12 protein-coding genes are annotated in these 12,993 nt (G+C 47.4%); 3 read left to right on the plus strand and 9 right to left on the minus strand.

All coding sequences use genetic code 11. From position 1 onward, the window contains the following. Nucleotide 1: 1 nt before the first annotated feature. The 7 genes from murD to mraZ are packed head-to-tail and all read right to left on the minus strand — an operon-like array spanning nt 2 to nt 8,045. Nucleotides 2-1,333, minus strand: coding sequence for a UDP-N-acetylmuramoyl-L-alanine--D-glutamate ligase (murD, locus tag BLR73_RS08315; protein ID WP_013064845.1), 1,332 nt, complete (start codon nt 1,331-1,333; stop codon nt 2-4). Nucleotides 1,334-1,341: 8 nt separating this feature from the next. After that, nucleotides 1,342-2,613 carry a phospho-N-acetylmuramoyl-pentapeptide-transferase gene (locus BLR73_RS08320; RefSeq protein ID WP_073044768.1) on the minus strand — a complete coding sequence of 424 codons (1,272 nt, stop codon included), beginning with the start codon at nt 2,611-2,613 and terminating at the stop codon, nt 1,342-1,344. Nucleotides 2,614-2,624: 11 nt separating this feature from the next. Beyond that, nucleotides 2,625-4,076 carry a UDP-N-acetylmuramoyl-L-alanyl-D-glutamate--2,6-diaminopimelate ligase gene (locus tag BLR73_RS08325; protein WP_091861008.1) on the minus strand — a complete coding sequence of 484 codons (1,452 nt, stop codon included), beginning with the start codon at nt 4,074-4,076 and terminating at the stop codon, nt 2,625-2,627. Between the two features lie 23 nt (nt 4,077-4,099). Next, entirely contained in the window at nt 4,100-6,223 is a 2,124-nt protein-coding gene (locus BLR73_RS08330) for a penicillin-binding protein (protein WP_041386193.1), read from the minus strand. A 9-nt stretch (nt 6,224-6,232) separates the two neighbouring features. Then, the gene (locus BLR73_RS08335) at nt 6,233-6,670 is read right to left on the minus strand and encodes an FtsL-like putative cell division protein (RefSeq protein ID WP_013064597.1); all 438 of its coding nucleotides are present in this window, start codon (nt 6,668-6,670) and stop codon (nt 6,233-6,235) included. 8 nt (nt 6,671-6,678) lie between these two features. Continuing rightward, nucleotides 6,679-7,593 (minus strand): 16S rRNA (cytosine(1402)-N(4))-methyltransferase RsmH, encoded by a 915-nt coding sequence (gene rsmH / locus BLR73_RS08340; RefSeq protein WP_013065354.1) that lies wholly within the window; start codon nt 7,591-7,593, stop codon nt 6,679-6,681. Continuing rightward, nucleotides 7,590-8,045, minus strand: coding sequence for a division/cell wall cluster transcriptional repressor MraZ (gene mraZ, locus BLR73_RS08345; protein WP_013063363.1), 456 nt, complete (start codon nt 8,043-8,045; stop codon nt 7,590-7,592). The genes rsmH and mraZ overlap by 4 nt, the downstream gene beginning before the upstream one ends. A 213-nt stretch (nt 8,046-8,258) precedes the next feature. Between mraZ and BLR73_RS08350 the strand changes: the two genes are divergently transcribed. From BLR73_RS08350 to BLR73_RS08360, 3 genes are all read left to right on the plus strand, one after another. Further along, nucleotides 8,259-9,083 carry a glycerol acyltransferase gene (locus BLR73_RS08350; RefSeq protein WP_013064868.1) on the plus strand — a complete coding sequence of 275 codons (825 nt, stop codon included), beginning with the start codon at nt 8,259-8,261 and terminating at the stop codon, nt 9,081-9,083. 19 nt (nt 9,084-9,102) lie between these two features. Next, the gene (locus BLR73_RS08355) at nt 9,103-10,092 is read left to right on the plus strand and encodes a GNAT family N-acetyltransferase (RefSeq protein ID WP_013064261.1); all 990 of its coding nucleotides are present in this window, start codon (nt 9,103-9,105) and stop codon (nt 10,090-10,092) included. Nucleotides 10,093-10,200: 108 nt separating this feature from the next. Continuing rightward, nucleotides 10,201-10,977 carry a hypothetical protein gene (locus BLR73_RS08360; RefSeq protein WP_143010909.1) on the plus strand — a complete coding sequence of 259 codons (777 nt, stop codon included), beginning with the start codon at nt 10,201-10,203 and terminating at the stop codon, nt 10,975-10,977. A gap of 14 nt (nt 10,978-10,991) precedes the next feature. Here the strand turns inward: BLR73_RS08360 and BLR73_RS08365 are convergent, their stop codons facing one another. Continuing rightward, a complete protein-coding gene (locus BLR73_RS08365) occupies nt 10,992-11,693 on the minus strand; it encodes a response regulator transcription factor (protein WP_033150722.1) in 702 nt (233 codons plus the stop codon). Next, nucleotides 11,690-12,985 carry a sensor histidine kinase gene (locus tag BLR73_RS08370; RefSeq protein WP_091861014.1) on the minus strand — a complete coding sequence of 432 codons (1,296 nt, stop codon included), beginning with the start codon at nt 12,983-12,985 and terminating at the stop codon, nt 11,690-11,692. The genes BLR73_RS08365 and BLR73_RS08370 overlap by 4 nt, the downstream gene beginning before the upstream one ends. Between the last annotated feature and the right edge of the window lie 8 nt (nt 12,986-12,993).

A 12,993-nucleotide genomic window follows, 5' to 3' on the forward strand; every position in this document is an offset into this window, starting at 1 on the left:
TTTACAGACTTCTTGCTATTGTCTTAAACTGCTCGCCGCGATCCTCCATGTTCTTGAAGAGGTCGAACGAAGCACAGCAGGGGCTTAACAGTACGGTTTCGCCTGGCTTGGCCATCTCGTAGCAGGCCTCCATACACTCCTTCATAGAGTGGGTGTCGCGTACGGGAATGCCTAAGTTGTCGAAGTTGTCGTGCAGCTTCTGGTTGTCGGCACCCAGGTACACAATACCAGAGCACTTCTCCTTAACGAGTGGCTTGATGGGCTCGTAATCGTTGCCCTTATCCTTACCACCGATAATGAGGATAACCTTGGTCTTCATAGCCTCGAGGGCATACCAGCAGGCATCTACGTTGGTGGCCTTTGAGTCGTTGATATACTGCACGCCACGAACGGTGCAAACCTTTTCCAAACGGTGCTCAACACCAGGGAAGTCGCTCAGACTCTTGCGAATCTCTTCCTTCTTGATACCAGCAATGTCGGCAGCAATACCTGCAGCCAGCGAGTTGTAGATGTTGTGCTTACCCGTTAGACTCAGACTCTCCTGCTCCATATTGAATGGCTCGGGCTTCTCAATCTTATACTTGCCCTCCTCGATGTAACCAATCACGCCCTTCTCCTTCAGCTCAGAGAATGGGTACTGGATAGAGTGGATATCGTACTTCTCTAATTCGCGCTTGATGATGGGATCGTCGGCCCAGTAGATGAAGGCATCCTTATCTGTCTGGTTCTGGATGATACGCATCTTGGCATCTACATAGTTCTGCATCTCGAAGTTGTAACGATCCAGATGGTCGGGTGTGATATTCAGCAGAATAGCGATGTCGGCACGGAAATCGTACATATTGTCGAGCTGGAATGAGCTGAGCTCGATGATGTAGTATTCGTGTGGATCCTCGGCCACCTGCAGAGCCAGCGAGTTACCTATATTACCAGCCAAACCGGCATCGTAACCAGCCTCCTTAAAGATATGATAGATGAGCGAGGTAGTGGTGGTTTTACCGTTAGAACCTGTGATACAGATCATCTTTGAATCGGTATAGCGACCAGCAAACTCAATCTCGCTGATGATATGGATACCTTTGGCAATGATCTTCTGAATCATGGGAGCGGTATCGGGGATGCCTGGACTCTTGATGATTTCGTCGGCATTCAGAATCTTCTCTTCTGTGTGCTGACCCTCTTCCCACTCAATCTGGTGGTCGTCCAACTGTTTCTTGTACTTGTCGGCAATCTTCGACATGTCTGATACAAACACATCGAAACCTTCTTTCTTTGCGAGAACAGCAGCTCCTGCGCCACTTTCTCCTGCTCCTAATATAACAATCCTTTTCATATACTTGTTTAACGCATCTTTAATGTGATGATGGTGAGTGCGGCCAGAATAACTGATGTAATCCAGAATCGGATAGTGATCTTCGACTCGTGGAACGGACGATGAGGCCAACTCTTCAGAATATATTTACTTGTAGCATCGAGCTGTGTGTCGAGCTTACGGAAATTGTCGTGGATAGGTGTGGCACGGAACACGCGCACACGCTGCCCCTTACGCTTCATGAACTTGAACCACTGGGTCTGGATAATCACACTCAGACTCTCGACGAAGAAGATGCCGCACAGGATAGGCAGCAGCAACTCCTTGTGGATAATGATGGCGGCTACACCGATGATACCACCGATGGTAAGCGAACCGGTATCGCCCATGAATACCTGAGCGGGATAGGCATTGTACCACAGGAAACCAATCATGGCTCCGATGAATGCGCAGAGGAATACAACCAACTCCTCAGAGTGAGGGATATACATGATGTCGAAGTATGAGGCATAGCCGATGTGCGATGACACATAGGCCAGTATGCCTAACGCCACTCCGACGATAGCTGAGTTGCCTGCACACATACCATCCATACCATCGTTGAGGTTGGCACCGTTTGATACGGCTGTTACGGCAAAGATGGTGATGAATACGAAGATAATCCAACCGGCAGCTACCTTGTACTTGCCGCAGAACGACATGATGTTAGAGTAGTTCAGGTTGTGATTCTTTATGAATGGGATGGTGGTCTGTAACGATTTTACAGCCTCCTTCTTATGCTTTACCACAATCTCCTGGTTCTGTTGACGGACATTCACATTCTCACGAACCACTACATCGGGACTGAGCCAGAGTGTAAGACCAACGATGAAGCCGATACTTACCTGACCAACAATCTTATACTTACCCTTCAAGCCATCCTTGTTGCGCTTGAAAATCTTGATATAGTCGTCGAGGAATCCCAGGAAACCTAACCATACGGTGGTAATAACCATCAGGATAAGATAGGTGTTGCGGATACGGCCGAAGAGCAACACAGGGATGAGGATGCTCACGATGATGATGATGCCACCCATGGTAGGCACACCCTTCTTCTCGACTCCGAATGGGTCGATACTTGGATCGCGCTCGGTCTCAAAAATGCTACGGCGCTTCATCCATTTAATAAACTTCTCACCAAACCATGCTGAGATTATCAGCGAGAGGATGAGCGTGAGCAGTGAGCGGAACGAAATGTACGCCCACATGTGTGATCCAGGTATATCGTACTGGTCGAGGAATCTGAACAGATAGTATAACATTGTTGATAATATTAAGAGTTAAATATTTCCTTTACTACTTCCTTATCGTCGAAGTGGTGCTTTACACCTTTAATTTCCTGATAGTCTTCATGGCCCTTACCGGCAATCAGAATAACGTCGCCCTTTGCGGCCAGCATGCAGGCGGTGCGGATAGCCTCGCGGCGATCAACAATGCTCACAACCTTCTTCATCTGCTTCTGGTCGAGACCTGCCAGCATATCGTTGATGATATCCTGTGGCTCCTCAAAGCGTGGGTTATCAGAGGTGATAATCACCTTATCGCTCTGTTTAACGGCCTCCTGTGCCATGATGGGGCGCTTACCTTTATCGCGATTACCGCCAGCACCGCATACGGTGATGACCTTACCCTTGCCGTTCAGTACCTCGTGGATGGCATTGAGCACATTCTCCAGGGCATCAGGGGTGTGGGCATAGTCAACAATGGCTGTATAGCCTTCGGGTGAGTGGATAGGCTCCAATCTTCCGTTCACACTCTTCAACGTACTCATAATGAGCAGGATATCCTCGGGCTTCTTGCCTAACATAACAGCTGCGCCATAAACGGCCAGCAGGTTGCTGACGTTAAACTTACCGATAAACTGCACGCCTACCTCCTTGCCGTTGATGTCGAGATACATACCCTCGAAGTGGCACTCGATGATCTTTGCCTTGAAATCGGCCATGGTGCGGGTAGAGTAGGTCTTTACGTTGGCCTTGCAGTTCTGCACCATCACCATGCCATTCTTGTCGTCGGCATTGGTAATGGCAAAGGCATCTTTCTCCAAACCGTCGAAGAAAGCCTTCTTGGCATCACGGTAGTTCTCAAAGGTCTTGTGATAGTCCAGGTGGTCGCGTGTCAGGTTGGTGAACAAACCACCTGCAAACTTCAGTCCGCCGATACGCTTCTGAGCGATGGCGTGACTCGAGCACTCCATGAAGGCATACTCACAACCGGCATCAACCATCTGAGCCAGCAAGCGGTTCAGCTCGATGGGGTCGGGAGTAGTATGATCGGCTGGGATAGCCTCGTCCTCGATGTAGTTGCATACAGTTGACAGCAGACCGCACTTATGTCCGAACTTGCGGAACATATTATATAATAAGGTGGCGATGGTGGTCTTACCGTTGGTACCTGTTACACCTACCAGTTTGAGTTTACGCGATGGGTCGCCATAGAACTGGGTGGCAACCTCGCCTACACAGCTCTCGGTAGATGCTACCTGAACAAATGTTACTTTAGGATCCTGCTCCTCTGGCAATTTCTCACACAATACAGCAGTTGCTCCTAACTCAATGGCTTTTGGAATGAACTTGTGTCCATCGGTTACGGTGCCTGGGATGGCGACGAACAGATGACCAGCTTCAATGCGACGTGAATCGATGTTCACACCCGTAATCTCTACATCAACATCGCCCTGCGTGTTGAGTACTTCTACATTCTTGAGCAGTTCATTTAACTTCATATGCTTATACCTTATTATATATATTAATCTAAAATGAGTTCGCACACCATTCCTTGCTTAACTGCGGTTCCGGCGTGGATACTTTGTGATTTAACTTTTCCTCTTCCTTTGATGCGTGCCTTAACGCGACGGCTCTCTAACAGATAAACGGCATCTTTGGCACCCATGCCTGTTACATCGGGTACGGTATGCTTGCTGCCTTCGCGATAGTTGGCGCTGCTGGGAGCCGAAGCCTTGGTCTTAAGACTGGCCAATACGTAGTTGGCAGCCTGGCTATCGCCCTTCTTAACTGCAGGTGTAAACGATGAGCGAGAATCGCGGGCATCATCTACGCTACGCTTCAGACTCTGTGCCATTACACCTTCGGCAATATGGTGGAATACCACACCACTCATACCACCACCAGATGCGGGCAGGCCCGACTTCTTGAGGCAGACGATACAGGTGTAACGTGGGTTGTCGGCAGGGAAGAAACCTGCGAAACTCAACCAGTAACGGGTAACGCCTGAGTGGTAACTACCAAACTGGTCGGCCACCTGGGCTGTACCTGTCTTACCTGCCACCTTGAATGATTTAGAGCCGGCCTTCTTACCCAGACCCTGACTAACCACGTGTTCCAGAATGGTCTGCATGGTTTTGATGGTCTGTGGTTTGGCAATGCGCTCTTTCAGCACGACTGGTTCGAACTCGCGAATCACCTCGCCGTTCTTCATCAGCTGCTTAACAAAGCGTGGCTGCATCATCTTGCCGTTGTTGGCTATCGCATTATAGAAAGCCACGGTGTTGATTGGTGCTATCTGAGTTTCGTAACCAATACTCATCCAGGGTAGGGTGGTCTTACTCCAGTACTTGGATCTGTCGGTAGTCTTGGTATCCGGCATACGGATCATAGGGGTATGATAACCCACCAATGGCAACTTCAGGTCCTCGTGTATACCTATTCTATATAGACCCTCTACGTATTTCTTGGGGTTATGACCGTAGTACTTGTCGATCAGGTAGCTTACGCCGATGTTCGAGCTTACCTCGAGGGCGCGTGCTACATTGATGGTGCCATAGCCGCCACGACGCCAGTTGTGATCCTTCATGGGACGACCGTGCATCTCCATCACACCACAGCCTGTTGGGATAGTCATTGTGGTGTCGATCACACCATCGTCGAGGGCAACAAGGAACGAGGCTACCTTGAATACTGAACCTGGTTCACAACGGTAGCTGATGGCATTGTTCACCATCTCGTAATAGTTGCCGTCCAATCCACGGGTCATATTTACAATGGCTTTTACGTCGCCGGTCTTTACCTCCATCAGGATGGCTACGCCCATTTCGCCGTTAATCTCTTTCAGTTCATCTACCAAGGCACGCTCGGCCAAATCCTGCATACCTACATCGATGGTGGTTACTACATCTACACCATCCTCGGGCGACAGTACAGGGATGTCGAGGTACTTGCTCAGAATCTTACGACGATGCATCAAACCATTCTTACCACGGAGTAAGGTGTCTAACGAGAGCTCCAGACCATTCTTGGCGCTATCCTTAGCACCATACATCTCACCGATGGTACGCTGGGCCAAGGTGCCGAATGGCTTACGGCGTGAGTTGAAGGTTTCCCAGTGGAAACCGCCTTTATACAGTTTCTCTCTGAAGATGGGCAGTTCGTGTACCTCGCAGAAAGTATTGTAATCAATACGGCGAGGCCAGATAGCCCAGTGACGGGCACCTACGGTACCGTTCTTCATCACTTTACGCTTACCTTCCAACAGATGTGCCTTGAATTCGGCAGCCGACTTCTGTGGGAAAATCTGGTTCAGTCCATAGCAGATGGTGTCAATCTCGGCTGCCCAGATCGAGTCGCGCTTGTGTACACCAGTAGAATCCTCGGCACCAGCCTGGAAATCCATATATACCTTATACTCTGGGATACTGCTGGCCATCAGCTGACCGTCGCAACTCAGAATATTTCCACGATTAGGCTTTACGGTGACGCTATCACGCTTCAGTCGCGAGGCCACCTGAGTCCAATAATCCTTTTTGGCAGTCATGATATACATGGCTTTGCCCACTACGGCAAAACCAATCAGCGTGAGTACTACTGCTATGACGAAGTAGCGCGGCATGACTTTATCGCTATTGAACTTACTCATCTCGTTTCTTTATTCTGGTACATTAATAATATAAGGTGGCTGGTCGGAAATGTGCAGCAGCGTATCTCTGTTCTGCTTCAATGCCTCCAGCACATGACTCTCACGGCATTTCTCTGTCAGGGTACTTGAACTCGACAAGGCCTTGTATTTGGCATGCAGCAGTTCTTTCTCCAGTTTATCAATGGCAATCAGATCCTGCTGGCACTGGTATCTGGAAGCCACATAGATGATGGTGAACAATACCATGAGCACAATCAGCCAAATCTGGCGGCGCACCATGTCGGCTGTCAGAAAGTCGCCACCAAGAATAGTCCTCAGATTCAGGGATGGGGTGAGTTTGGGGTCTTCCTCCTTCACCTTTTCCTTAATCTTCTGGATGGTTTTCTTGGCATGCTCTTTTACATCGGCAGCTTCAACCAGCAGTTCAATTTCTTCTTTGTTCTCCATCTTCTCTCTTATATTTTCTCTGCTATTCTCAATTTGGCGCTACGGCTACGAGGGTTCTGTTGCTGCTCCTCGTCGCTGGGCACAATCACCTTGTTGTTTATCAGGCGGAAAGGCGCCTCGATACGACCGAAGAAGTCTTGCTTAATCTTACCTTCTACGTTGCCGGCTTTCATCATATTCTTCACGATGCGGTCCTCGAGCGAGTGGTAGGTGATGACCGACAGGCGTCCACCTTCGCCAAGCAGATCCTTGGCGCCGTTCAGCATCTCCTTCAGGGCATCCATCTCGTGATTCACCTCTATACGTAGGGCCTGGAACATCTTGGCCATCTCTTTCTTCTCGCGTTCGCGCTGGAAGAGTTTCTCGGTGGCGCTCATCAGGTCGCCAGTAGTCTCAATCTTCTTCTCATTGCGTGTCTTGGCAATGATAGATGCTATCTTGCGGGCATTCTTCAGTTCGCCGTAGATATAGAAGATGTCGGCCAACTGCTCCTCATCGTAGGTGTTGAGAATCTCGGCAGCGGTAGTTCCGGCTCGTTTGTTCATACGCATATCCAATGGGGCATCGAATCGGAAAGAGAAACCACGTGTTTCATCATCAAAGTGATGGCTCGATACACCTAAGTCGGCCAGCAAACCGTCGATATGGTCCACACCGTAATAGCGCATCCAGTTCTTCAGATATCTGAAGTTACTGCGTACAAATGTAAAGCGATCGTCGTTTACAATGTTCTTCTCGGCATCTGGATCCTGATCAAAACTATATAAATGCGCCTTTTCATCGAGTCGGCGCAGTATCTCTTTACTGTGGCCGCCACCGCCAAAGGTAACGTCTACGTAAATGCCGCCAGACTTGATAGCAAGTCCGTCGATGCTCTCATGGAGAAGCACGGGTACATGGTATGTCTCAGCTGTGGTTATCATAAAGCCTCACAGTTATTCATAATGTTCTCAAATTCAATTCCAAATTCTTCTTCGGTCTTCAGCGTCTGCTTCAGTCGCTCTGGTGCCCACATCTCGATGGTGTTGTCCATGCCGATGAACTGGATGTCCTGATCAATCTCGGCAACCTTCAGCAGGCGCTTTGAGATGAGGAATCGGCCATTGCCATCAAGCGTTACAACTTCTGCCTCCGATACAAACTGTCGGAACATCTGCTGGTGGGTGTGCTTCCATGGGTGAAGTTGCGACTTCAAAAGGTCGAGGCGCTCGTTCCATACGCTTTCTGGATAGAGCACCAAGCAATTCTGGAAGACGTCCTTTCTGAGTACCAGGTTTTCCTCGCCAGATGCCTGTAGCACCTTGCGGAAAACAGCTGGCAGGAAAGCTCTTCCCTTAGCGTCGATCTTAGCCTCTATATTACCTATAAAACGCATGCGTACATATTTAATAATAAATTTGCCGCAAAGTTACTCATTTTTCCCCACTCTACACCACAATTCCCCACTTTTTTTCAAATTTAACCTTTTTTTGATGATTTTGCCCCCTCTCGTGTCCTAAATACATTTAAAAACTAAGTTTTTTCTGCATTTTTTGCTCATTATTCAAAGAAATGTGCTATTTTTGCAACTTGTTAGTGCATGAGAGAAATGACAACCGTAACAGAGCGTACGATAGACATTGAAAAAATCCTGAAAGGGAAGATGGGCGCAAAGGCTAAGTTTGTGCCCGGTTTCTTGGTTAGTTGGCTAAAGAAGATAGCCCACCAGGACCAGGTAAACGCTTTTCTTTGGGAGAGTCGAGATAAAGTTGGCGTTGAATGGTTGGAGGAATGTGTGAAATACCTCGACATGACGCTGAACATCGTTGGTAAGGAGAATCTGCCTGATCCTAACGATGGCAAATTATACACTTTTGTAAGTAATCACCCGTTGGGTGGTGAGGATGGTGTGGCACTGGGTGCTATCATCGGCCGTTTCTATGAGGGACGATTCCGTTATTTGGTTAACGACCTGCTGATGAACCTGCCTGGTTTGGCGCCGTTGTGCATCCCCATCAATAAAACAGGTAACCAGAGTCGTAACTTCCCAGCGATGGTCGAGGCTGGTTTCCAGAGTGATCACCATATGCTGATGTTCCCTGCTGGCATCTGTTCGCGAAAAAAGAACGGTGTGATTCAGGATCTTCCCTGGAAAAAGACCTTTATCTCGAAGAGTGTGGAATATCAGCGTGATGTGGTGCCCATCCATTTCAGCGGCGAGAACAGTAAGTTCTTCTATCGCTTAGCAAACTTCAGCGACAAGCACCTGCCCTTTAACTTGGCTATGCTGTTTTTGGTCGATGAAATGTACAAAAACGTGCACAAATCTTTCGAAGTAAAGATTGGTAAGCCAATTCCCTGGCAGACTTTCGATAAGTCAAAATCACCGATGGAATGGGCAGAATTTGTAAAAGATCAAGTCTATAAACTATAAACTTTTTTAAGTAGAGAGAATGGAACAGGAAATTATCCAACCAATTGCTAAAGAGGTTCTCAAGAGTGAACTCACTCCCGACCGTCAGCTGCGTATGACGAACAAGAGCCACAATGAGATTTATATCATTACGGCTCACAATGCCCCCAACGTGATGAAAGAAATCGGACGTTTACGTGAGATTGCTTTCCGCGAAGCTGGTGGCGGTACAGGCAAGTCGATGGATATCGATGAATTCGATACTTGTGACAACTGTTACAAGCAGCTGATTGTTTGGAACCCTGAGGCAGAGGAGATTATCGGTGGCTACCGTTATCTGCTTGGTACCGATTGGGAATACGATGAAAAGGGGCAGCCCATTCTGGCTACCAGTCATATGTTCCACTTCTCCGATCGCTTTATTAAGGATTACGCCCCTTGGACCATCGAACTCGGTCGTTCATTCGTCTCTCTTCCTTACCAGAGTTCACGCATGGGTGCCAAGAGCTTGTTTGCACTCGATAACCTGTGGGATGGACTTGGTGCCCTGACGGTGATTAAGCCTAACGTGAAATATTTCTTTGGAAAAATGACCATGTATCCATCATATATCCGCAAAGGCCGCGATATGATTCTCTACTTCCTGAAGAAGCATTTCGACGATAAGGATAAGCTGATTATTCCGATGAAACCGCTGGAATTGGAAACCGATCCCAAGGAATTGGAGTCGTTGTTTGGTGGTACATCGTTCAAGGACGACTATCGCGTGCTGAATGGCGAAATCCGTAAGTTGGGCTATAACATCCCACCATTGGTTAATGCGTATATGAGTCTGTCGCCAACCATGAAGTTGTTTGGTACTGCTATCAACTATGGCTTTGGTGATGTGGAGGAAACTGGTATCCTGATTGCTGTTGATGAAATTCTTGAAGAGAAGCGTGTGCGTCATATCGACTCGTTTATCAAGGAACATCCTGAGGCTCTGAAGATTACCAGCGGTGCCAATCAGGTAATTTATAAGGAAAAGTAAGTTAAAAAAGATTTAACCTAAAGATAACGTACTGTTTTATCTTACTTTAAGAAATTCATCGTACCTTTGCACTCGGAAAGAAAATAAGCAAAGACGATGAAAAAGGCAATGATGTATCTACTGTTGGCATTGGGCATCACATTATTTGTGATGTTCATTGGTGGTGCTGTCGGTGGTTTTTTGCTTTGGTTCATTGATGGATTTAATGGAGGTAAGGTTGGAGTTTCTTCTTCTATATCTTATCTGGCAGGATTAGGTTCAGGCTTGGCGCTGATTCTTTGCTTAATTCTTAATTTCGTGTTCCTTAAGAATAATTTTGCCAGCTATACTATCGGTCGCATTCCTAAGCCCATCCGTTGGAAGGTTTTTTTAGGTATGATTATTGCGATGGCTGGTATGGCAGTACTTTTTGCTGCGATGAATGATGTGGCAATCGAAAGGGGCTGGCGCGATGATTTCTTGATTGAGTCGTATGCTTGGATGCAGCATCATCCTGTATTCTCGATATTCGTAATTGCTATTGTCGAGGCTACTGCCGATCTGATTATCTATGGTGCCGTGATTCGCGAAATCTTAGAGTGGAAACACCGCCCTCAAATCGTAATTTTGGTTTATGGCGTGATTATGGCTCTTGTAAGTATGCTTGAAGGCAACTTCATGTTGATGATTGTCTCCATGATGATGGCCCAACTCCAGGCGTTGGTTTATGAATATACCCGTAGTGTGATACCTATTATTATAGGCGATGTGGCTTTTTGGGTGGTTACATTATGCCTGATAGGTATTCCTTCAAGCGGATGGTGGCTCTTGATTGGTATAATCTTGGTTCTACCAGGTTTGTATCTGGCTGTTAATCCGATGGAACCTTACAAACCTATTGATTAAGCCTTTGCTTGCGCTTATGCGTTAACTAATAGTTGGAGTCCGATGCCTCTGACTGTTTTCAATGTAATCTTTGGCTCGTCGGCCAATACTTTTCTGAGTTTATTGACGAAGACATCGAGCGAACGACTGGCGAAGTAATCGTCCTCTGTGTTCCAGAATCTACTCAGGATTGCTTCTCTACGAACCACATTATTCTTGTTCTCGGCCAACAGCTGCAGTATCTGAGCCTCTCGCTGGGTGATGGTCTGTGCCTCGCCTGTTTCGTCGTTGCGAAGAGTGGCGTGATTGGCATCCAACGTGAATTTGCCCAGTTTGTAGTGGCTTGTTTCGTTCTGAGTCTTGGCGCCAGCACGCATCTTCATAAGCGCTTGGATATGAGCGTCTAACTCCTCTGGTACGAAGGGCTTCTTTACATAGTTATTAATGCCTAAGCGATAACCGGCCTTTACATCGTTGGGCGAAGTGAGGGCCGAAGTGAAGATAATTATCACGTCGCCGTCTGTTTCGCGGATACGTTCCACCATTTCGAAACCATTCATTACAGGCATGTCGATATCCGATATAATCACGTCGGGATGCGTTTCCTCCCAAACTTTCACACCTTCCTTGCCATTCTTGGCGGTAATTACTTCGTAGCCACCAATAATGTCTTCCAGACCTGTCTTCTCGATGTAAGCGAGTGATTCGTCGTCTTCAACTAACAATAACTTGATCATACGTTCTTTGGGATATAAAGTGTAAACTCTGAAAATTTGTCTTTCTCACTCGATACCGTCACCTTGCCGCCATGGGCCTGCATAACCTGATCGACATAGTTCAGACCTAAGCCGAATCCGGATACGCCGCCTTTGCGGTTCTTTTCGTGGATGGCAGCACGACCGAACTTGTCGAAGATAATCTGCTGCTCTTCCTTGGTGATACCTATACCGTTATCGCGTACCTTTAAGAGTACATTCTTGTCGGTATCTATCGATGAAATCTTGATTTTTATCTCGTCCTTCGAGTATTTAATGGCGTTATCCAGCAGGTTGGCAATAGCCTCTGTAAGGTATTGCTCATCGGCCAGCACATTCCTTATTTTCAGGTCGGTAATAATCTCGAGAGGCTTGTCGGCTTTGGCCTTTACTTTCTCGATTAAATCGGCAATTATTGGTTCTATGTCTATATCCCACTTGTTCAGAATCAGCTTTTTGTTCTCGAGTTTTGAGATGGTGAGCAGTTTGTTGACGAGTGCCAACAGGTGTTCGGCTTCTTCTTCAATGATGGTATAGTACTTTTCTTTAATCTGTGGCTTGTCGTCAACCTTACCGCTATGCAGGAAGTGTGCACCCATAATTATCGATGAAAGCGGCGATTTCATATCGTGAACCATCGCATACGAGAAGTCGTTACGCAACTCGGCCATCTGCTCCTGCTCGGTAATAAACTTCAACAGCTGCACAATAATGATTGCAAAGAAACCAAGAATAAATGCACTCAACAGAAAGAGTGGACTCAGTTTTTGAGCCAATTCGGGATAGGGGTTGTTAAGTGCTAGCTGGATGGCTCGCGATTGGTCTCTACGAATGCTGACGGGGCGTGTGAGTAGCGACCACGAGGTGTTAAGCTCGTTGTTACGCCTGAGCACATTCTTGTTCGAATCTACCTCCAATATGGTTACGTTGCGGTTAATATCAGCTACACTCAGCAGCGAGTCGACATAGAGCGCAACAGTATCGAGTGAGATCTCTGATTGATAATCTTTGCTCAGAGCATCGTTCATACCCTCAACCGACGAGGCTAACGATATATTACCTCGCGCTTCTGACAGACTGAGTGTATCGTCGGCTGTTACCAGGTCGGCACGTGTGTAGCTCTCATAGAACATGGCCCACGTGAGCTGGTTACCAGCGCGTTCCGTCATATCCTTGGTGACAGAACGATAGGTCATCCACATATAAAGAGCCAGCAGTAGCAGAACTGCCACTGCACTCACAATCGACACGTATTTATACCTGTTTTTATGCATAACCGCCT

The organism is Prevotella sp. khp1 (assembly GCF_900102205.1).
GTDB lineage: Bacteria > Bacteroidota > Bacteroidia > Bacteroidales > Bacteroidaceae > Prevotella > Prevotella ruminicola.